The organism is Streptomyces sp. NPDC033229, from assembly GCF_055576875.1.
On record NZ_JBVIQR010000002.1, the window covers coordinates 304802 to 325150 of the forward strand.

Sequence of the window (20349 nt, forward strand, 5' to 3'; positions counted from 1 at the left end):
GTACGACGACGGGTACGACGAACGGCGGGGCCCCGGTGAATTCCGCACCGGGGCCCCGCCGTTCGTCACTGTCGTCCGACTGCGGACTCAGAGCGTGCTGAAACCGACCCTACGGACGGTCGGCTCGCCGAGCTCCACGTACGCCAGTCGCTCGGAGGGCACCAGGACCTTGCGGCCGTGGTCGTCCACCAGGCTCAGCAGCGGCGTCTTGCCGCCGAGTGCGTCGGCGACCAGGCGCTCGACCTCTTCGGCAGACTGCCCGCTCTCCAGAACGATCTCGCGGGGTGCGTGCTGCACGCCGATCTTGACCTCCACGGCTTATGTCCCTCCGAAGATGTGGGGTCCCCCGGGGTGAAGCCCAGGGGAGGGGTGCGCGGTCAGCCGCGCCGTACCTTCCACACACTAGCCCGGTACGGGGACGAGCCGAGCCGGTCTCCGCTCGCTCGCAGCGAACAGGGGTGGATCACCGAAGACCGGCCGGGACCCGCCTCAGAGCTCGGGGGCGTTCTTCGGGAAGCCCGCGATGCCGCGCCATGCCAGCGAGGTGAGGAGCTGGACGGCCGTCTCGCGCGGGACCGCGCTCTCGCTGGAGAGCCAGTAGCGGGCGACGACCTGGGAGACGCCGCCGAGGCCCACCGCCAGCAGCATGGCCTCGTCCTTCGACAGACCGGTGTCCTCGGCGATGACCTCGCTGATGGCCGTCGCGCACTCCAGGGAGACCTTGTCCACCCGCTCGCGCACGGCCGGCTCGTTGGTCAGATCGGACTCGAAGACGAGCCGGAAGGCGCCGCCCTCGTCCTCCACGTACGCGAAGTAGGCGTCCATGGTGGCCGCCACGCGCAGCTTGTTGTCCGAGGTGGAGGCGAGCGCCGTGCGCACCGCGTGCAGCAGGGCCTCGCAGTGCTGGTCCAGCAGGGCGAGGTAGAGGTCCAGCTTGCCGGGGAAGTGCTGGTACAGCACCGGCTTGCTGACGCCGGCGCGCTCGGCGATGTCGTCCATCGCCGCCGCGTGGTACCCCTGCGCCACGAAGACCTCCTGGGCCGCGCCCAGGAGCTGATTACGTCGGGCTCGGCGCGGCAGGCGCGTGCCTCGCGGGCGCGCCTCGGTCTGCTCGATGGCTGTCACGCCGCCTCCCATGATTGTTCCGTGCACGGTGTGCACCGCGCCCGCCATCGTACTTTTGGGTAACCGGGCCGTGCGTGGTCGGAGCGGAGAATTTCACGTACCGGACGCTGTGGGAAGCCGACAAATACCCGACAATCGGTGCAGGTCACCCCAGGTGACCCCGGGTTACCCGGCGGTATGGCGGTCGCGGTCACCGGTAGTCGTCCTCGTCCTCCTCCACGATCCGGGCCTGCTCCAGGAGGTCCGCCTCGTTGGCGGAGTCGGGGTCTTGGGGCGGCTGGGGGTCGTCCCGGCGGGGTGCGATGTCCGCGTGCTGTTCCGCGGCGTCGGCCTCCGGTGCCTCGACATCGAATTCCGTGACGTCCTCGTCGTCCTCGAACGTCGCGGGGTCGGACGGGTCGATGGTCATATACGGAGCCTCTTTCCCGGTCTGCCTGATCGAGCCTTGTCGTTCGTGGTGTCCCGTGCGGTGTTCCGCGCCGTGCTGCCGCTTCTTTGTGGTCTGCCCTGCTCTTTCAGGGTCCCTCACGCCTTGTGCTTATGAGCCTAGGAGAGGCGGCTTCCCGCCGCCAGGCGATCTGTGACGGCCGCCACAGGGGGTCGGGCGTGATCGTCTCGTAACATTGCCCGCATGTCATCGACCCAGTCGCCGGACGCCCGCGCCGTACCCGTGGTGCCACCCACGCGGTCCTCGCAGGTCAGCGAGGGCGAGGAACTGCGCACCGTGACCCTGCCCGGGGCCACGCTGGCCGTGCGCTCCCGGCCCGCCGCGCGGCCGGGGCTGCCGCCCGCGCTCTACGTCCACGGACTCGGCGGTTCCGCGCAGAACTGGTCCGCGCTCATGGAGCGGCTCACGGACACCGTCGACGGCGAGGCGCTGGACCTGCCGGGCTTCGGGTACTCGCCCCCGCCGGACGACGGCGACTACTCCATCACCGCCTACGCCCGCGTGGTCATCCGCCACCTCGACGCGGCCGGTCGCGGCCCGGTGCATCTGGTCGGGAATTCGATGGGCGGCGCGATCACCACCCGCGTGGCCGCCGTCAGGCCGGACCTCGTCCGCACCCTCACGCTCGTCTCGCCCGCCCTGCCCGAGCTCCGCCCGCAGCGCACGGCCGTGCCGACCGGGCTGCTCGCGGTGCCGGGGGTCGTCTCGCTCTTCGCCCGGATGACCAAGGACTGGACGCCCGAGCGGCGCACCCGGGAGGTGCTGGCGCTCTGTTACGGCGACCCCGCGCGGGTGACGCCGGAAGGATTCGCCCTGGCGGTCGCGGAGTACGAGCGCCGGCTGGAGCTGCCGTACTTCTGGGACGTCATGGCGCGCTCGGCGCGCGGCATCGTCGACGCGTACACCTTGGGCGGCCAGCACTCGCTGTGGCGCCAGGCGGAGAAGGTCCTTGCCCCTACGCTGCTCGTGTACGGAACGCGCGACCAGCTCGTCTCCTACCGCATGGCGCACCGCGCGGCCAAGGCTTTCCGCGACTCGCGGTTGCTGACGCTGCTGGACGCGGGTCACGTCGCCATGATGGAGGATCCGGACGCGGTGGCCCGTGCCTTCCGCGAACTCCTCGCGGTCCCCGCGAACACGTCTGAACGGAGCGCCCCGCCCCGTGGGTAAACACAGCGCACGCGCCCCCCAGGCCGCACAGGAGCCCGCGGCGCCGGCCGGTCCCGGTACGGGGCGCAGGCGCGCGCCGGCCGGCCAGGGCCCGCCGGCCCCGCGCTCGGCGACGCCGGCACCGGACCGGGTGCGCCACCGTTCCGCTCCCGACCCGGACGCCCCGGGCGACCGGCGTGATCAGGCCGGCCGGGGCGCCACCGCGGCCGCGGCGGACCAGGGCGGCACCTCGGCGGGTGAGGCCATCCGGCCGTCCGCCCGGAGTGGGCATCCCGCTCCGGCCGAGCCGGGGCTCGGATGGGGCTTCATCGGCCCGCAGCGCGGGGAGAGCACCCGGAGCGCGGGGCACGGCTGTGCGCCGCCCGGGTACGGCTCCACTGTGTCCGGCGCCCATGGTCATGGATCTTCCGGGCATGATCCAGATGTGTATGAGAATTCCGGGTACCGCCCCTCCGTCCAGGCACCCGCTCCCGCCGCGTACGTCCCCCCGGTGTACGTCCCTTCCGGGGACTACGGCTCCGACGCTCCCGACGCCAAGCCGCTGCCCACCCCGCGCGGCACGGGCGGCGGCGGCAACCGGCGGGTCGCCGCGGCCGGACCCGGCGGACCGGCGCGGACCGTGACCGGTGTGGCCGCCGCCGTGGTGACGGCCGTGCTGGCCGTCGTCGTCGGGGGACAGGTCGAGGACACCGCGGAGGGCAAGGCCCAGGCGCGGTCCGCGGACGTCGAGCGGCACAGATCCGAGGCCGCCTCGCGCTCCGACAGCCGGCCCACGCCGAACGGCGGCGCGGCCGTCCCCCTCTCGTACGACCAGAAGATGGCGAAGAAGTACCCGCTGGACGCGAAGGCGAAGGCGTCCGGCACGTTCGAGGCCGTGGGCGGCCACGACCGGGCCCCCGGTAAGGGTGAAGTCCTGCGCTACCGCGTTGACGTGGAGAAGGGTCTGCCGCTCGACGGGGCGCTCTTCGCCGAAGCCGTGCACAGGACCCTCAACGACGACCGCAGCTGGGGCCACGGCGGCAAGCGGACGTTCGAGCGCGTCCCCTCCAAGGACGCCGATTTCGTCATCACCCTGGCCAGCCCCGGCACGACGCACACCTGGTGCGCCAAGTCGGGTCTGGACACCACCCAGGACAACGTCTCCTGTGACTCCGCCGCGACCGAGCGCGTGATGATCAACGCCTACCGGTGGGCGCAGGGCGCGCAGACGTACGGCGACCAGATGCACGCCTACCGGCAGATGCTGATCAACCACGAGGTAGGTCACCGCCTCGGGCACGACCACGAGTCCTGCGAGACGCAGGGCGCTCTGGCGCCGGTGATGATGCAGCAGACCAAGTTCCTGACCACCGACGGCGTGACGTGCCGCCCCAACGCCTGGCCCTTCCCCAAGGGCGGGTGACGGGCGGGAGCGCCGGGGTTACCGTCCTGTTATTTTCTCACTCCCTGGGACATTCGGTCTCTGATGCTGAGACACCTTTGCCAGTGGCCGAAAATTCGTTCAATGTTCTGGCCATGTCGCACCACCACGCCTCCGAGATCGCCGGCTTCGAGCTGGCGCTGATCGGCGTGGCCGCGCACGCAGTCGCCGACATCCTCTGTCGCTGAGACCGCCCTTCCCCCGCGTACATCCGCGTTGCCCTCCGGGGCCGCGCCCGCCGGGGGCGGTCCGCGCTCCGCTGCGCTCCTCAACCGCCTTCCGTGGGTGCTTTCCGCTCTCCTTCTCTCGCTTCCGCGAAAGGCATACCCCGTCATGCGTCACATGTCCGTCATATCCCGCCGCGTGGCCGCGGCCGCCGTCAGTGTGGTCCTGATCGGAGGCGCGGCGGCATGCGGCCCGGAGGGCAGCGACGGCGCCGAGGGCGACGGCGGAGCCCAGGGCTCCGCGAAGAAGGGCGGCACCCTCACCGTCCTCAACCGGCAGCCGCAGAAGCAGTTCGACCCCGCCCGCCTCTACACCTCCGGCGGCGGCAACATCCCCTCGCTCGTCTACCGCACCCTCACCACCCGCAACCGCGAGGACGGCGCCAAGGGCACCGAGGTCGTCCCCGACCTCGCCACCGACACCGGCACGCCGAGCGACGACGCGAAGACGTGGACGTACAAGCTCAAGGACGGGCTGAAGTACGAGGACGGCTCGCCCATCACCGCCGCCGACATCAAGTACGGCGTCGAGCGCTCCTTCGCGGCCGAACTCTCCGGCAGCGCGCCCTACTTGCGTGACTGGCTGATCGGCGGCGACACCTACCAGGGCCCGTACAAGGAGAAGAAGGGCCTCGACTCGATCGAGACGCCCGACGCGAAGACCCTCGTCTTCAAGCTGCGCAAGTCCGTGGGCGACTTCCCCTACTTCGCCACCTCCACCCAGTTCGCCCCCGTGCCCAAGGCGAAGGACACCGGCGTCAAGTACGCCGAGCACCCGGTCTCCTCCGGCCCCTACAAGGTCGTGAAGAACGTGGGCGACGGCGAGCAGTTGGTCCTGGAGCGCAACACCCACTGGTCGGAGGAGACCGACAAGGAGCGGCACGCCTACCCCGACCGGATCGAGGTCAAGTCCGGCCTGTCCTCGGCGGTCATCAACCAGCGCCTCTCCAGCGGCCAGGGCGCGGACGCCGCCGCCGTGACCACCGACACCAACCTCGGCCCCGCCGAACTCGCCCAGGTCACCGGCGACAAGAAGCTCGCCGCCCGGGTCGGCACCGGCCACTTCGGCTACACCAACTACCTGGCCTTCAACCCCAAGGCGAAGCCCTTCGACGACCCGAAGGTGCGCGAGGCCATCTCCTACGCGATCAACCGCACGAGCGTGGTGAACGCGGCGGGCGGCTCCTCGCTGGCCGAGCCGGCGACGACCTTCCTGCCGAACCAGAAGTCCTTCGGCTTCACGCCCTACGACCACTTCCCGGCGGGGAGGACGGGCAACGCGGCCAAGGCCAAGGAGCTGCTGAAGGAGGCCGGTCACGAGGACGGCCTGGAGATCACGCTGACGCACTCCACCGCCCAGGACTTCGAGACCAGCCCCGAGATCGCCACCGCCGTCCAGGCCGCGCTCAAGGAGGCCGGCATCAAGGTCAAGCTCGAGGGCCTGGAGGCCAACGACTACGACGAGAAGACCCACAGCCTCGACAAGCAGCCGGGCCTCTTCCTCGCCCACTGGGGTGCCGACTGGCCCTCCGGCGGCCCCTTCCTCGCGCCGATCTTCGACGGCCGGCAGATCGTCAAGGAGGGCGCGGGCAACTTCAACGCCTCCCGCCTCGACGACTCCGAGGTCAACGACGAGATCGACGCGATCAACAAGATCACCGACCACGCCGCGGCCGCCAAGCGCTGGGGCGCCCTCGACCGGAAGATCGGCGAGCAGGCGCTGACCGTGCCGCTCTTCCACCCGGTCTACAAGCGCCTCTACGGCAAGAGCGTCAAGAACGTCGTCATCAGCGACTGGACCGGTGTCCTCGACGTCTCGCAGGTCGCGGTCAAGTGACGGACCTTCTCATCACCTCGGAACCGGCGGCGGGAGACACTCCCGCCTCCGGCGCCCGGCAGGTCTGGCGGCGGCTGAGGGCGCGCAAGTCCGCGGTCGCGGCCGCCGCCGTGCTGGGCCTCCTCGTCCTCCTCGCCCTCGCCGCGCCGCTGCTGGCCGCGCTGGAGGGCCAGGACCCGAACAGCTACCACGACGCGCTCGTCGACTCCGCACGCGGCGGGGTGCCGCTCGGTGACTTCGGCGGCATCAGCGCCGAGCACTGGCTCGGCGTCGAACCGGGCACCGGCCGCGACATGTTCGTACGGCTCCTCTACGGCGCCCGCGTCTCGCTGCTCGTGGCCCTCGGCGCCACCGTCGTCCAGGTGCTCATCGGCCTCGCCGTGGGCCTGGCCGCCGCGCTCGGCAACCGGTTCGTCGACAGCGCGCTCAGCCACCTCACCGATGTGATGGTCGCGATGCCGCTGCTCGTCTTCGCCATCGCGCTGATGGCCGTCGTGCCCACGGACTTCCCGCGGCCGCTGCTGCTCGTCCTCGCCATCGGCCTGCTCGCCTGGGGCCCCACGGCACGGCTCGTGCGCGGTCAGACGCTGAGCCTGAAGAAGCTCGACTACGTCTCGGCCGCCCGGCTGACCGGCGGTTCCTCCTGGCGGGTCGCCCGGCGCGAGCTGCTGCCCGCGCTCGCCGCGCCCGTGATCACCTATGCGGCCATCCTGCTGCCGACCAACATCGTCATCGAGGCGAGCATGTCCTTCCTCGGCGTGGGCGTGAAGCCGCCGACGCCCTCCTGGGGGCAGATGCTCTCCACGGCCACCACCTGGTTCCGCTCGGACCCCGCGTACGTACTGCTGCCGGCGCTGCTGCTGTTCGTCACCACGCTCGCCTTCACCGTGCTCGCCGACGGCGTGCGCGTCGCGCTCGACCCGCGCGAGGCGTCCCGGCTGCGGGTCGGCAGGGGCGGGCGCACCTTCCGCAAGTCCCGTCCGGGAGGCACGGCGTGATCACCTACTTCCTGCGCCGCGCGCTGGGCGCGGTCGCCGTCGTCCTCGTGCTCTCGGCCGTCGTCTACGTGACGTTCTACGTCGCGCCCGGCGACCCCGCGCGCCTGGCGTGCGGCCCGCGCTGCAACCCCGAACAGATCCGGCAGGTCCGCGAGCAGCTCGCGCTCGACGACCCCCTCCTGGTGCAGTACTGGCACTTCCTGCAGGGCGTCCTCGTCGGATCGGACTACTCCGCCGGCACCGCCGTGCTGCACTGCGACGCGCCCTGCTTCGGCCTCTCGTACCAGAACAACCAGCAGGTCACCGACCTGCTCGTCGAACGGCTGCCCGCCACGGCCTCGCTGGCCGTCGGCGCCATGGTCGTCTGGCTCGTAGTGGGCATCGGCACCGGTCTGCTGTCCGCGCTGCGGCGCGGCGGAGCGACCGAGCGGGTCCTCACCTGGCTCACCCTCGCCGGCACCGCCACCCCGGTCTTCATCAGTGGCCTGGTGCTGCTGATGATCTTCTGCGCGTATCTGGAATGGCTGCCCTTCCCGTCCTACGTGCCGCTGACCGAGAACCCTGAACAATGGGCCTGGAACATGCTGCTGCCCTGGGTGGCGCTCGGCCTGCTCGAATCCGCCAAGTACGCGCGGCTGACCCGCAGCTCCACGCTGGAGACGCTGGCCGAGGACCATATCCGCACCTTCCGCGCCTACGGTGTGCGCGAGCGGTCGCTGGTCGCGCGGCACGCCCTGCGGGGCGCGCTGGCCCCGGTCATCGCCCTGACCGCCGCCGACTTCGGGTCGATCTTCGGTGGCGCGGTACTGACGGAGATGATGTTCGGCCTGCCCGGCATCGGCCAGCTGCTGGTGCGCTCCACGCAGACCATCGACCTGCCGGTCGTCGTGGCCGTCGTGGTGATCACCGGTGCCGCCGTCGTGATCGCCAACATCGTGGCGGACGTGCTGTACGCCGTCGCCGACCGAAGGGTGTCCCTGCGATGACCGCCGACCTCCAGCCCCTGGTGTCCGTGGCCGACCTGTCCGTCGCCTTCCCCACCGAGGACGGCGTCGTACGGGCCGTCGACGGTCTCTCCTTCGAGCTCGCCCCCGGCGGGGCGCTCGCCATCGTCGGAGAGTCCGGTTCGGGCAAGAGCACGGCCGCGTACGCGCTGCTCGGTCTGCACCGCGGTACGGGCGCCGAGGTCACCGGCTCGGTGCGGGTCGCCGGCCACGACGTGTCGGCCGCGGACGACGCCGAACTGCGCCGGGTGCGGGGCGGGGTGGCGGCGATGGTCTTCCAGGACCCGCTCTCCTCCCTCGACCCGTACCAGGCCGTCGGCGACCAGATCGCCGAGGTCCACCGCGTGCACCGCCCGGACGACTCCCGGCGGGACGCCCGGGCGCGGGCGGCCGAGGTACTGGACCGGGTGGGCATCCCGGACGCGGCCCGCCGCGCCCGCTCCCGCCCGCACGAGTTCAGCGGCGGCATGCGCCAGCGCGCCCTCATCGCCATGGCGCTCGCCTGCGAGCCCCGCCTCCTCGTCGCCGACGAGCCCACCACCGCCCTCGACGTCACCGTCCAGGCGCAGATCCTCGGCCTGCTGCGCGAGCTGCGCGAGGAGACCGGCATGGGCCTGATCCTCGTCACCCACGACCTGGGCGTGGCGGCCGGCAGCGTCGACGACCTGCTGGTGATGAAGGACGGCCGCGCGGTCGAGCGCGGCCCGGTCCGCGCGCTGCTGGGCGCGCCGCGCGAGCCGTACACGCGTGACCTGTTGGCCGCCGTCCCGCGGATAAACGTACGGCGAACAGGTCTCGTCAAGCCGTCCGTCGACGGACCTTCCCACGATGCCCCGCTGCTGGAAGCCACACAGCTGCGCCGGGAGTTCGGGCGCGGCAAGCGGGCCGTCACCGCCGTGGACGGTGTGTCGCTGACCGTGCGCGCCGGGGAGACGGTCGGTGTCGTCGGCGAGTCCGGGAGCGGGAAGACGACGCTCGGCCGGATGCTGGTGCGGCTCCTGGAGCCCACCGGCGGGGAGCTGCGCTACCGGGGCCGTGACATCGGGGCGCTGCGCGAGCGAGAGCTGCGGTCCTTCCGCAGCGAGCTGCAGATGGTCTTCCAGGACCCGGTCTCCTCGCTCAACCCCCGGCGCAGCATCGGGGAGTCGATCGCCGACCCGCTGCGGGCCGCCGGGAAGCTGGGCGACACCGAGATCGTCGCGCGGGTGCGGGAACTGCTGGAGCGGGTGGGGCTCGACCCCGGCGCGTACCACCGCTATCCGCACGAGTTCAGCGGTGGCCAGCGCCAGCGCGTGGGCATCGCCCGGGCGCTCGCGCCCGAGCCCAGGCTGATCGTCTGCGACGAGCCCGTCTCCGCCCTGGACGTCACCACCCAGGCACAGGTCGTACGGCTGCTCGGCGAGCTGCAGCGCGACCTGGGGCTGGCGCTCGTCTTCATCGCGCACGACCTCGCCGTGGTGCGGCAGGTCAGTGATCGGCTGGTCGTGATGCGCGGCGGGCGGATCGTCGAGGAGGGCCCCGCCGACTCCGTCTACGAGCAGCCCCGGCACCCCTACACCCAGGGTCTGCTGGCGGCCGTCCCCCTGCTCGAACCGGCGGAAGCCGTCGCATAGCGCGGAGTAACGCCGCATCTCCCGGAAAGTCACGTGCGTTCACCCCTTCCGGTGGCGCGACGGACAACCGTCCATCGCGCCACCGGGGACCGCGCATAGCGTGCTCCCGCTGCCGTTCGGCGGTTGCCGAGGTGGCCATCAGGGAGAGACGGGGGTGCACTCGTGCGCGTTGGACTGCTGACCGAGGGTGGGTACCCGTACGGCGCGGGCGAGGGCGGCCGGTGGTGCGAGCGACTGGTCCGCGGGCTCGAGGGGCACGACTTCGAGATCTACGCACTGAGCCGTGACGCTCGTGAGGAACGGGGCGGGCCGTGCGAACTCCCGGGCCAGGTGCGTCGGGTGCGGACGGCCCCGCTGTGGGGCGAACCGGCCCCCCGGGCCGGGGGGCGCGCGTACGGCGCGTACGGCCGACGTGAACGGCGCGTGTTCGACGAGCACTTCGGTGAACTGGTCGCGGCGATCAGCTCGCCGGGTGAGCCCTCGTCGACGGATCTGGCGTACCGTTTCGCCGACGGTCTGTACGGACTCGCCGAGCTGGCCCGCGACGTCGGCGGCCTGGCGGGCGCGCTCCGCTCCGAACAGGCCCTGCGCGCCCTGGAGAGAGCCTGCCGGGCACCGGGCGCGCACCCCGCCGCCTACGGCACCCGGGTCGCCGACCTCCTCCTCGTCTCCGGGCTCCTGGAACGGGCGCTGAGACCGCTGTCCCTGGACTGGTACGGCGCGTCCGGCAGCGGCGCCGACGACGAGCGGGGCCTGGCCGGTGTCGACCTGTGCCACGCGACCTCGGGCGGCGTCGCCGCGCTGCCGGGACTGATGGCCAAACGCTTCTTCGGGACACCGCTCCTCGTCACCGAGTACGGGGTCCGGCTCCGGGCGTACTACCTGCGGGAGGGTGGCGCGGGGCTCACCGCGGGCGGGACGGGCGAGGCGGGCGGGACGGCCGGCGAGGGGGCCGCGGGTCTGTCCCTGGCCGTCCGGACGCTGCTCTCCGCCTTCCACCGGCTGCTGACCGCCGAGGTCTACGACCGGGCCGCGCTCGTCACCCACGGCGACACCCGGGACCGTCGCTGGCAGGAGCGCTGCGGCGCGGACCGCGAGCGGCTGCGCACGCTCCACCCCGGCGTCGACCCGAGCCGCTACGAGGCGGTGGGCGAGGGCGTGGGCCGGGCCGGTGCGGCCCGCACGGACGACGGCCGCACCCTGGTGTGCGTGGGCGGCCGCCCCGAACCCGCCCTGTGGCAGGCGCTCGCCGAGCTGCGCGAGGCCGAGCCCGATGTCCGCCTCCGCGTCGTCGGCCCCCCGGACCCGGGGCCGCCACCGGGCTCCGGGCCCCCCACGGCCCTGGCCCCGGCCGTCTCGTTCGAGGAGACCGCCTCGTTCGACGAAGCCGGCGACCCGGACGTCTACGCCTCGGCCAGCGTCGTGGTCCTCGCCGGGTCCGCGGACGGCTTTCCGGCACCGCTCGTGGCGGCGATGCTCTGCGGCAGGGCCACGGTCTCGCCCGACGTCGGCATGGTGCGGGACGTCATCGGCGGGACCGGTCCGGTCGTCCCGCCGGGCGACGCCCGGGCGCTCGCCGAGGCCGCTCTCGCGCTGCTGCGCGACCCCGACCGGCGGGCACGGCTCGGGGCCGCCGCCCGGGCGCGGGCGCTCGAACTCTTCACCGTCGAGCGGAACGTGGCCGCGTACCACGGGATCCACCTCGAAGTCCTCTCCCGCGCCCCGGTGCGGCAGGAGACCCCGGACCCCTCGGTGCCGTTCGCCCACGCCGCCGACGCCCACCCGCCGCTGCCCTGGAGCCGCTCCACCGCACCCACCTGGGCGGGCCGCCCATGACGACACCTCTCACCGACGACAGCGCTCCGACCGCCGCCGCCGGCATACCCGCCGCCCCCGCCGGTCCCGTCGATCCGGTGAAGACGCTCATCCAACGGCACCACCTCCTGTGCGCCCGCGCCGCGGACCCCTTCGAACTCGCCGCCGCCCTGGAGGCGCGCGGCGTCACGGACCGGGTGGCGGCGGAGTGCCGGCACCGGGACGTGTTCTCCCTGGCGGAAGAGATCCACGCACGCGTGGAGCGCGCCGACGGGCCGCTGCCGGTCGAGTCACCGGTCCCCGCCGCCGATGGATCGGACGCCCACGGCCCCGGTGCGTCCGACCGGCGGGCGTACGACCGCGGCCCGTACGGCTGGGGCTTCCTGGGCTGGATCTGCTGCCTCTGGCTGGTCGCGTACGGCCTCGTCGGCGAGCGCCTGCTCGTCGAACTGCTCGGCAGTCACCAGGGGCTCACCCCGCCCGCCGTCGCCGCGGCCGCCGCGCCGACCGCCGTCGCGCTGGCCTGTGCCGTCGCCCCGGCGGCCTGGTGCGGCCACTGGTTCGGCACGCGGGCGTGCCGCGCGCTCGCCACCAGCCGGGGGCTGGCGGAATTCGGGGCGCGAGTACGGCCGATGCTCCTCGCCGCGGTCGGTGTGTTCGTCGCCCTGCTGCTCGCGATCCTGTGGGCCGCGCGCACGGTGGTGACCTCCCGGGTGCCGGCGCCCGGCACCCGGCTGGGCGGCCCCTTCGCCGCCGCCCTGGAGTCCGCCGGGCAGCTCGCCGCCGCCCCGCCGCCCGGCCCCCCGCCCGCCCTCGCCTACGCCGGCGTGGCGGCCCTCGGCGCGCTCCTGTTCGTCGGCCGGCTGCTGGCGGCGTACGGCTTCGGCAAGGCGGCCGTCACCGCCGCACTCGCCGCCTGCGCGGCGGAGGCCACCCCGCTCGGCATGCTCCTCGCGGCACGGCTGCCCGGCTGCGCGGGCCTGGAGTGGCCCGTCGCCCGGGCCACCGAGGCGTACGGGGCCGCCGCCCTCCCCCTCGTGGCGTGCGCCGTTCCCGCGCTCGTCCTGCTGGCCTACTCCTTCCCCGCCCTGTCCCGCGCCTGCGCCCATGGCCGCGGGGATCTCGCGTACGCGCCGGGTCACCTCCGCCCAGGCTCCTCCCGCTACGCCCCCGTGCCGGAGGCATAGCGGAGAAGCCCTCGCCCGGTGACCACGATCCGCCGCCACGCGGCACGCCGCACACCCCGTTAGAGGAGCAAGAAAGATGACCGTTCACCCCCTCAGCACCGCCGGGCGAGAGCGAGGGCGCGACCGATGAGGGTCCTTCTGCTCGGCGCCAACGGCTACCTCGGCCGCTATGTGGCCGACCGGCTGCTCGCCGACCCCGCCGTCCAGCTCACCGCCCTCGGCCGGGGCGACGAGGCGGACGTCCGTTTCGACCTGGCCACCGGCAGCCCCGGTGCGCTCACCCGGTTCCTGAACGCCGTCCACCCCGGCGTGGTGATCAACTGCGCGGGCGCCACCCGCGGCGGCGCCCGCGATCTGGCGCGGCACAACACCGTCGCCGTCGCCACGGTCTGCGAGTCGCTGCGCCGCAGCGGCTGCGGCGCCCGCCTGGTGCAGGTGGGGTGCTCCTCGGAGTACGGGCCCTCGCAGCCCGGCTCCTCCACGGCCGAGGACGCCGTGCCGCGCCCCGGCGGCCCGTACGGGGTGAGCAAGCTCGCCGCCACCGAGCTGGTGCTCGGCTCCGGCCTGGACGCCATCGTGCTGCGGGTCTTCTCCCCGGTGGGCCCCGGCACCCCCGCCGGCTCGCCGCTGGGCCGGCTCGCCGAGTCCATGCGCCGCGCGATGCAGAGCGGCGACAACGAACTCAAGCTCAGCGGCCTCGGCGTCCAGCGCGACTTCGTCGACGTGCGCGACATCGCCCGGGCCGTCCACGCGGCCTCCCTCTCCGCGGCCCAGGGCGCCGTCAACATCGGCACCGGCCGCGCCGTCCGGCTGCGGGACGCGGCGTCGCTCCTCGCCCGGGTCGCGGGCTTCGGCGGCGCCCTGCACGAGCTGGACGACCCGCATCTGGGCAGTCCGCCCGCGTACCCCTATCCCGACGGCTGCGGCACCTGGCAGCAGGCCGACGTGCGGACCGCCCGCGACCGGCTCGGCTGGCGGCCCCGGATCGGCCTGGAGGAGTCGCTCGCCGACATCTGGATGGAGGCGGCGTGTCGCATCTGATCTCCTCGGGGCACCGCCGCTCCGCGCCACCGGGGGAATCGCCGCTCCGCTTCGGTGTCCCCGGCTTCGCCCACCCCCTGGTCGCCCCCCTCGAATGGGGTGAACTGGCCCGCGCCGAAGTCCGCTTGGACTGGACCGTGCTCAACGTCGCGAGCGGCCCCGGCAGCCGCCCCGACCCGTACTGTCTGACCGCCGCCACCCGGCTGCGCGAGGCGGGGGTGCGCGTCCTCGGTCACCTGGACGTGGGGTTTGGCTCGCGCCCCTTCGGTGAACTGGTGTCGGAGGCACAGCGCTTCCTGAACTGGTACAAGGTCGACGGCTTCTCGCTGGACCGTGCGCCGACCGAGGCCGGCGCCCTCCCCGGCATCCGGCGGGTGGTCACCACGCTGCGCACCCTGCGTGAGAACGCCTATGTCGTCCTCGTCCACGGCACGCACCCGTGCTCCGGCTACGCCACCCTTGCCGACCAACTCGTCACCTTCGCCGGGCCCTGGTCCCGCTACCGCTGGTCCCAGGTCGCCGAGTGGACCGCCGACCACCCGCCGGAGCGCTTCTGCCACCTCGTGCACGGCGTGCCGCGCCCCCACCTGGACGAGGCCCTGCGCATCGCCCGCTGGCAGGGCGCGGGCACCGTCTACCTCACGGACCGGACGGATCGCGACGAAGCGGACCCCTGGGAGTCGATGCCCGGCTACTGGGACGAAATCGTCTCGCGCATCGGACCGGGTCTCTCGGAATGAGACGGGGCGTGGCAGTGTTACCGGGGAAGTACGTACGTCGCCTGCATGTTCCCCGCGCTTGCGGGGATGACCCTGGAGACCCCGTGTCGCTGCCACCCCTGGTCGAGCCGGCTGCCGAGCTCACCGTCGAAGAGGTCCGTCGGTACTCCCGCCACCTGATCATCCCGGACGTCGGGATGGACGGGCAGAAGCGCCTGAAGAACGCCAAGGTGCTCTGCGTGGGTGCGGGCGGCCTCGGCTCGCCCGCCCTCATGTACCTCGCCGCGGCCGGTGTCGGCACGCTGGGCATCGTGGAGTTCGACGAGGTCGACGAGTCGAACCTGCAGCGCCAGATCATCCACAGCCAGGCGGACATCGGCCGTTCCAAGGCGGAGTCGGCCCGCGACTCGGTCCTCGGCATCAACCCGTACGTGAACGTCGTCCTCCACCAGGAGCGCCTGGAGGCGGACAACGTCAAGGAGATCTTCTCCCAGTACGACCTGATCGTGGACGGCACCGACAACTTCGCCACCCGCTACCTCGTCAACGACGCGTGCGTGCTGCTGAACAAGCCGTACGTATGGGGCTCGATCTACCGCTTCGACGGCCAGGCCTCGGTGTTCTGGAGCGAGCACGGCCCCTGCTACCGCTGCCTCTACCCCGAGCCCCCGCCGCCGGGCATGGTGCCCTCCTGCGCCGAGGGCGGCGTGCTCGGGGTGCTCTGCGCCTCGATCGGCTCCATCCAGGTCAACGAGGCCATCAAGCTGCTCGCGGGCATCGGCGAGCCGCTGGTCGGCCGACTGATGATCTACGACGCACTGGAGATGAGCTACCGCCAGGTCAAGATCCGCAAGGACCCCGAGTGCGCGGTCTGCGGCGAGAACCCGACGGTCACCGAACTCATCGACTACGAGGCCTTCTGCGGCGTCGTCTCGGAGGAGGCCCAGGAGGCCGCCGCCGGGTCCACGATCACTCCCAAGCAGCTCAAGGAGTGGATCGACGAGGGCGACGACATCGACATCATCGACGTCCGCGAGCCGAACGAGTACGAGATCGTCTCCATCCCCGGCGCCCGGCTGATCCCGAAGAACGAGTTCCTGATGGGCAGCGCCCTCCAGGGCCTCCCGCAGGACAAGAAGATCGTCCTGCACTGCAAGACGGGCGTCCGCTCCGCGGAGGTCCTCGCGGTCCTCAAGGCGGCGGGCTTCGCCGACGCGGTCCACGTCGGCGGCGGCGTGATCGGCTGGGTCCACCAGATCGAGCCCGAGAAGCCGGTCTACTAGAGGCGCTCAGGCAGACGTACTCATGACGAAGGGCCGGTCCGCGTCCGCGGGCCGGCCCTTCGTTCTGCTCGCGTTCTACGAACAGCTCAAGCCGGCGGCCGGGACCTTGCCGTCGAGCAGATAGCTGTCGACCGCGCGCGTCATGCAGGCGTTGCCGCTGTTGTACGCGCCGTGGCCTTCACCCCGGTAGGTCACCTCGATGCCGACCCGCTCGCCGAGCTGCCGCGCCATCTTCCGCGCGCCCTCGTACGGGGTGGCCGGGTCGCCCGTATTGCCGATCACGACGATCGGGGCGGCGCCCTCGGCGCGCACGTCCGGCGATTTCCACTGCCCCTTGACCGGCCAGTCCGTGCAGCCGAGCAGCGACCAGGCCGCCGACTCCCCGAAGACCGGTGACGCCTTGCGGAACTCCGCCAGGTTCGCCTTCACGTCGTCCACGCTGTAGCGCTGCTCGGCGTCGGCGCAGGAGATGGCCCTGTTGGCCGCCTGGAGGTTGCTGTAGCGGCCGTCGGGGTTACGGCCGGCGAGGGAGTCGAAGAGCAGCAGCAGGGTGTCGCCGGTGCCCTTGCCCATGGCCTCCTGGAGCCCGGCCGTCAGATACTTCCAGGTGTCCTTGGAGTACAGCGCGGCGGCGATGCCGTTGACCGCCTCGTCCTGGGTGAGCCTGCGGCCGCCCTGGGAGGTGGGCAGCGGCTTCACATCGAGCTTCCTCAGCAGATCAGTGATCTGGTCCTGCGTCGGGCAGCCCGGGGCGCCCTGGGAGGCGCAGTCCTTCAGGTAGTTGCCGAGGGCCAGCTGAAAGCCCTTCGTCTGGCCGAGGCCGCCCCCCACGGGGTCCTGCGTCGGGTCGACGACGGCGTCGAGGACGGCGCGGCCGACCTTCTTCGGGAACAAGTGGGCGTAGACACCGCCCAGTTCCGTGCCGTAGGAGATGCCGAAGTAGTGGAGCTCGGCGTCACCGAGGGCGGCCCGCAGCCGGTCCAGGTCGCGGGCGGTGTTCGTCGTGGTCACATGGGGGAGCACCTTGGCCGAATTGCGCCGACAGGCGTCCACGTAGGCCTTGTTGGAGGCCAGGGCCGTGCGGAGTTCGGCGTCGTCGTCGGGGGTGAAGTCGAGCTGCGCGGCGGCGTCCAGCTCCGCGTCGCTCTGGCACCGCACGCCCGCGCTCTCGCCGACCCCGCGGGGGTCGAAGCTCACGAGGTCATAGCGGCCGCGCAGTTTCTCGTAACTGTCGGCGAAACCCGGCAACGTCGCCACGCCGGAGCCGCCGGGGCCGCCGAAGTTGAAGACGAGCGACCCGATACGGCGCGAGGTGTCCTTGGCCTTGATCCGGATCAGTGCGAGGTCGATCTTCTCGCCGTCCGGCTTGGCGTAGTCCAGCGGTACGGGCAGCGTCGCGCACTCCCACGCCCGGCCGGGCGCCTTGCCGTCGCCGCCCTGGGCGGCGGTGGGGGCGGAGCACTTCTTCCAGCGCAGGGAGCCGTCACCGGAGGCGCGGTCCTTGGAGCCGTTCTTGCCGTCGATGGGCCTGCCGTCCTCGCACCCCGTGGCGGCGAGGACGATCGCGAGGGCGGCGGAGGCGAGGGCGGTGGCCCGTAGCCGTATGGGACTCATGGCTCAAACTCTACGGACCGGCCGCGGGGGAGGTGGCGGGGCCGCCGGGAAACACCGGAGGCGGGGGAGCGCGGCGCCGGTGGCGAGCCGGGTCAGGTGCGCAGGCGCGCGCAGCCCGCCCGCCGGGCCACCGGCTCGACGAGGGTGGGGAAGGCGACGCGGGCGTCGTCGAGCCGGGTGTGGGTGCGGCCCGGTCCGGTGCGCAGGGCGAAGACCGTGGGGTGGCCGGCGCAGTCGGCGCGCACCAGGGCTCGCGTCGCCTCGATACGGCCGGTGGCCCGCCAGCCGGGCGCGGGCGGCCGGTCGCCCGTGAGCCCGTCGAAGAGGGTGACGAGCCGGGGGATGCCGATCGCCGCGAACCGGATCGCCGGCCGGCCGTCGGCAGCGGGGACGGTGCAGGTCCGCAGGGCGCCGCGGGAGCTGCCCGCGGTCTTCGCGGGGCGCCCGGTGCCCTTGGCCTCGCCGGCCGCGAGCGCGGGGATCGCGCAGTCGTCACCCGTCCCCGCGTCCGCGCCTCCGCCCTCGCCGCCCGGCCCGTCTCCGGCTGTGGCGTGAGGTAACCGCAGGGGTGGCCCGGAAGCGCAACTGCTGACGTTTATCGCTCGATTGGCTATTTCTATCAGCAGTTTTCCGGTTATCTCCGGTGCCGAGCCCTGCGGGAAGCCGGGGTGGCCGACGCGGGCGGCCGAGCCGGTGAAGGTGCCGGTCAGGGACACGACGGAGGGGCGGCCGCCCACATCGCAGCTCTCGGGCAGCACCAGCGCACCGGACCCGGCCGCGGCGAACCCGGGAAGCCCGCCGGGCAGGGCTGCCCCGCCACCCGCGAACAGCCCGTCCAGCCAGCTCCGCCGCTGGTCGGCGCCGCGTGGACCGGTGTCCAGCCGGACCGTGACGCGCTGGTGGTACGCCTCCGGGCCCCGGCCGCCGCGCCAGCTCAAGGCGCAGTGGCCGCTGGGCCGCCCGGGCGTGGGGGCGCGCTCGTCGGCGGTACGGTGGCGGACACCGCGCTGGAAGAGGCCGCCGTCCCGCGCCTCCCCGGGCCAGGTGCCCCAGCAGTACCCGGGTGGTGCGATCGGTCTGAACTGCGTCTGCCACAGGGCCACCAGGGCGGCCACCAGGGCCGCGATGGCCAGGGCCCCGGTGAGCAGCCGTGTCGTGCGCCCGGTGGTCCGTGACGTGCTGTACGGCACCTCGTCACCCCGCTCGTCGACTCGCCTGCCCAGTGCGGAACTTCAGTGCGGAGAATCGTAGTGCGGGCCACTGACATTCGATCCGGTGTGTCCGAACCGCCGGTGTGATGTGCTATGTGTGCTATGAGCAGACCGTGCCCGATGTGGGCACCGTACCGTCCAGCAGATACGCGTCGACCACGCGCGTGACGCACGCGTTGCCGCTGTCGTAGGCACCGTGCCCCTGGCCACGGAAGGTCATCTCCACGCCGACGCCCGGCCCCAGTTCGCGCGCCATCTCGTGTGCTCCCTCGTAGGGCGTGGCCGGGTCGCCGGTGTTGCCGACGACGAGAATGGGCGCGGCCCCCTTGGCGCTCACGTCGGGGTTCTGCCAGGCCCCCTTGACGGGCCAGCCGGTGCACTGGGTGAGGCTCCACGCCATGAAGTCCCCGAAGACGGGGGACGCCTTGCGGAACTCCGGCACCTTCTCCTCGATCTCGGCGGCCGTGTAACGCTGCGCGAAATCGGCGCAGTTGACGGCGGCCAAGGAGGCCTGGAGCGAGCTGTAGCGGCCGTTCTCGCCCCGGCCGTTCATGGAGTCGCCGAGGGCGAGCAGGAGTTTGCCGTCGCCGTTCTCGGCGTCCTCGATGCCTTCCGTGAGGTAGTCCCAGAAGTCCTTGGAGTACAGCGCCTGGGCGATGCCGCCGGTGGCGAGGGACTCGGTCAGTTCGCGGGTACCGCCGGCGGGCACCGGATCGCTGTCCAGGCGCTTGAGCAGATCGGTGACCTGATCCTCGGTGGGGCAGTTGTCGGAGGTCTCCGCGCAGGCGTCCATGTAGTTGCCGAGCGCCATCTGGAAGCCCTTCGCCTGACCGAGGGCGCCCTGCACGGGGTCGTCGGACGGGTCCACGACGGCGTCGAGAACGGCCCGGCCGACCTTCTGGGGGAACAAGTGGGCGTAGACGCCTCCCAGTTCGGTCCCGTACGAGATGCCGAAGTAGTGCAGCTTGTCGTCCCCGAGCACCTGGCGCATCAGGTCCATGTCGCGGGCCGCGTTCTGCGTCCCCACGTGGGGCAGGACCTTCCCGGAGTTCTTCTCGCAGCCGGAGGCGTATCTCCCGACCCGCTCCACCAGGGCCTTTTCCTCGTCCTTGCCGTCAGGGGTGCCGTCGGCCGCGTAGTAGACGTCGAGGTCCTTGTCGCCCAGGCAGGTCACCCCGTCGCTGCGGCCGACGCCGCGCGGGTCGAAGCTGACCAGGTCGTAGCGGGTGCGCAGCGTCTTGTAGTCGTCGGCGAAGGCCGGGAGGGCGGCGACGCCGGAGCCGCCGGGACCGCCGAAGTTGAAGACGAGCGAGCCGATGCGGCGGGCCCGGTCGGTGGCCCTGGCGCGGATCATGGCGATGCCGACGCTGCCCCCGTCGGGGCGGCCGTAGTCCAGGGGAGCGCGCAGCGTCGCGCACTCCCAGTCGCGGCCCGGCGGCTTGCCGGTGCCCTGGCTGGTGCTGGGCGCCGGGCAGGTCTTCCAGTCCAGCCGCTGCGCGGCCGAGGCGGAGGAAGCGGCTTCCGCGCGGTCGGCGCCGTCACCGTCGCAGCCGGCCACCGCGCCCGTCAGGAGTACCGCGCAGAGCAGGGCGCCGGCCCTCAGCGGTCTGGACACGGTGGCACTCCCGGAGCTCGGGGGA

Annotated in this window: 18 protein-coding genes; 12 read left to right on the forward strand and 6 right to left on the reverse strand. The window is 72.7% G+C overall.

Going from position 1 to position 20349, the window contains the following annotated elements:
- Positions 1–87: 87 nt before the first annotated feature.
- The 3 genes from ACZ53N_RS03325 to ACZ53N_RS03335 form a co-directional block, all read right to left on the reverse strand.
- Positions 88–315, reverse strand: a complete 228-nt coding sequence (locus ACZ53N_RS03325; protein WP_469139257.1) for a DUF3107 domain-containing protein — start codon at positions 313–315, stop codon at positions 88–90.
- A gap of 174 nt (positions 316–489) precedes the next feature.
- On the reverse strand, positions 490–1125 hold the full coding sequence (locus ACZ53N_RS03330) for a TetR/AcrR family transcriptional regulator (protein ID WP_469139258.1): 636 nt from the start codon (positions 1123–1125) through the stop codon (positions 490–492).
- Between the two features lie 190 nt (positions 1126–1315).
- Complete coding sequence (locus tag ACZ53N_RS03335; RefSeq protein ID WP_469139259.1) at positions 1316–1534, reverse strand: hypothetical protein; 219 nt, start codon at positions 1532–1534, stop codon at positions 1316–1318.
- A 222-nt stretch (positions 1535–1756) separates the two neighbouring features.
- On the opposite strand from ACZ53N_RS03335, the gene ACZ53N_RS03340 reads away from it, so the two are divergent.
- The 12 genes from ACZ53N_RS03340 (at position 1757) to moeZ (ending at position 15884) form a co-directional block, all read left to right on the forward strand.
- Positions 1757–2743 (forward strand): alpha/beta fold hydrolase, encoded by a 987-nt coding sequence (locus ACZ53N_RS03340; protein WP_469139260.1) that lies wholly within the window; start codon positions 1757–1759, stop codon positions 2741–2743.
- Complete coding sequence (locus ACZ53N_RS03345) at positions 2736–4145, forward strand: DUF3152 domain-containing protein (RefSeq protein WP_469139261.1); 1410 nt, start codon at positions 2736–2738, stop codon at positions 4143–4145. Before ACZ53N_RS03340 ends, ACZ53N_RS03345 begins: the two co-directional genes overlap by 8 nt.
- Positions 4146–4258: 113 nt before the next feature.
- Positions 4259–4351 (forward strand): Ms4533A family Cys-rich leader peptide, encoded by a 93-nt coding sequence (locus ACZ53N_RS03350; protein WP_311775271.1) that lies wholly within the window; start codon positions 4259–4261, stop codon positions 4349–4351.
- A gap of 145 nt (positions 4352–4496) precedes the next feature.
- Positions 4497–6224: an ABC transporter substrate-binding protein gene (locus ACZ53N_RS03355; protein ID WP_469139262.1), complete on the forward strand. Its 1728-nt coding sequence runs from the start codon at positions 4497–4499 to the stop codon at positions 6222–6224.
- The gene (locus tag ACZ53N_RS03360) at positions 6221–7222 is read left to right on the forward strand and encodes an ABC transporter permease (RefSeq protein WP_469139263.1); all 1002 of its coding nucleotides are present in this window, start codon (positions 6221–6223) and stop codon (positions 7220–7222) included. Before ACZ53N_RS03355 ends, ACZ53N_RS03360 begins: the two co-directional genes overlap by 4 nt.
- Complete coding sequence (locus ACZ53N_RS03365; RefSeq protein ID WP_469139264.1) at positions 7219–8208, forward strand: ABC transporter permease; 990 nt, start codon at positions 7219–7221, stop codon at positions 8206–8208. Before ACZ53N_RS03360 ends, ACZ53N_RS03365 begins: the two co-directional genes overlap by 4 nt.
- On the forward strand, positions 8205–9839 hold the full coding sequence (locus tag ACZ53N_RS03370; protein WP_469139265.1) for an ABC transporter ATP-binding protein: 1635 nt from the start codon (positions 8205–8207) through the stop codon (positions 9837–9839). The genes ACZ53N_RS03365 and ACZ53N_RS03370 overlap by 4 nt, the downstream gene beginning before the upstream one ends.
- A gap of 162 nt (positions 9840–10001) precedes the next feature.
- Entirely contained in the window at positions 10002–11675 is a 1674-nt protein-coding gene (locus ACZ53N_RS03375; RefSeq protein WP_469139266.1) for a DUF3492 domain-containing protein, read from the forward strand.
- Positions 11672–12841 (forward strand): hypothetical protein, encoded by a 1170-nt coding sequence (locus ACZ53N_RS03380; protein WP_469139267.1) that lies wholly within the window; start codon positions 11672–11674, stop codon positions 12839–12841. Before ACZ53N_RS03375 ends, ACZ53N_RS03380 begins: the two co-directional genes overlap by 4 nt.
- A gap of 126 nt (positions 12842–12967) precedes the next feature.
- Complete coding sequence (locus ACZ53N_RS03385) at positions 12968–13882, forward strand: NAD-dependent epimerase/dehydratase family protein (RefSeq protein ID WP_130879769.1); 915 nt, start codon at positions 12968–12970, stop codon at positions 13880–13882.
- Positions 13870–14622: a spherulation-specific family 4 protein gene (locus tag ACZ53N_RS03390; RefSeq protein ID WP_469139268.1), complete on the forward strand. Its 753-nt coding sequence runs from the start codon at positions 13870–13872 to the stop codon at positions 14620–14622. The genes ACZ53N_RS03385 and ACZ53N_RS03390 overlap by 13 nt, the downstream gene beginning before the upstream one ends.
- A gap of 83 nt (positions 14623–14705) precedes the next feature.
- Positions 14706–15884 carry an adenylyltransferase/sulfurtransferase MoeZ gene (moeZ, locus tag ACZ53N_RS03395; RefSeq protein WP_130879771.1) on the forward strand — a complete coding sequence of 393 codons (1179 nt, stop codon included), beginning with the start codon at positions 14706–14708 and terminating at the stop codon, positions 15882–15884.
- A 75-nt stretch (positions 15885–15959) separates the two neighbouring features.
- Here moeZ and ACZ53N_RS03400 read toward each other — a convergent pair whose 3' ends face one another.
- The 3 genes from ACZ53N_RS03400 to ACZ53N_RS03410 form a co-directional block, all read right to left on the reverse strand.
- A complete protein-coding gene (locus ACZ53N_RS03400) occupies positions 15960–17498 on the reverse strand; it encodes an alpha/beta hydrolase (protein ID WP_469139269.1) in 1539 nt (512 codons plus the stop codon).
- A gap of 92 nt (positions 17499–17590) precedes the next feature.
- Positions 17591–18688 carry a hypothetical protein gene (locus ACZ53N_RS03405; protein ID WP_469139270.1) on the reverse strand — a complete coding sequence of 366 codons (1098 nt, stop codon included), beginning with the start codon at positions 18686–18688 and terminating at the stop codon, positions 17591–17593.
- A gap of 121 nt (positions 18689–18809) precedes the next feature.
- Positions 18810–20324: an alpha/beta hydrolase gene (locus tag ACZ53N_RS03410; protein WP_469139271.1), complete on the reverse strand. Its 1515-nt coding sequence runs from the start codon at positions 20322–20324 to the stop codon at positions 18810–18812.
- Positions 20325–20349: the final 25 nt, after the last annotated feature.

Excerpts from the sequence above, each read along its gene's own strand:
- ACZ53N_RS03335 (WP_469139259.1), bottom strand. The coding sequence starts at position 1,534 with ATGACCATCGACCCGTCCGACCCCGCGACGTTCGAGGACGACGAGGAC.
- ACZ53N_RS03340 (WP_469139260.1), top strand. The coding sequence starts at position 1,757 with ATGTCATCGACCCAGTCGCCGGACGCCCGCGCCGTACCCGTGGTGCCA.
- ACZ53N_RS03350 (WP_311775271.1), top strand. The coding sequence starts at position 4,259 with ATGTCGCACCACCACGCCTCCGAGATCGCCGGCTTCGAGCTGGCGCTG.
- ACZ53N_RS03355 (WP_469139262.1), top strand. The coding sequence starts at position 4,497 with ATGCGTCACATGTCCGTCATATCCCGCCGCGTGGCCGCGGCCGCCGTC.
- ACZ53N_RS03370 (WP_469139265.1), top strand. The coding sequence starts at position 8,205 with ATGACCGCCGACCTCCAGCCCCTGGTGTCCGTGGCCGACCTGTCCGTC.
- ACZ53N_RS03380 (WP_469139267.1), top strand. The coding sequence starts at position 11,672 with ATGACGACACCTCTCACCGACGACAGCGCTCCGACCGCCGCCGCCGGC.
- ACZ53N_RS03385 (WP_130879769.1), top strand. The coding sequence starts at position 12,968 with ATGAGGGTCCTTCTGCTCGGCGCCAACGGCTACCTCGGCCGCTATGTG.
- ACZ53N_RS03400 (WP_469139269.1), bottom strand. The coding sequence starts at position 17,498 with ATGAGTCCCATACGGCTACGGGCCACCGCCCTCGCCTCCGCCGCCCTC.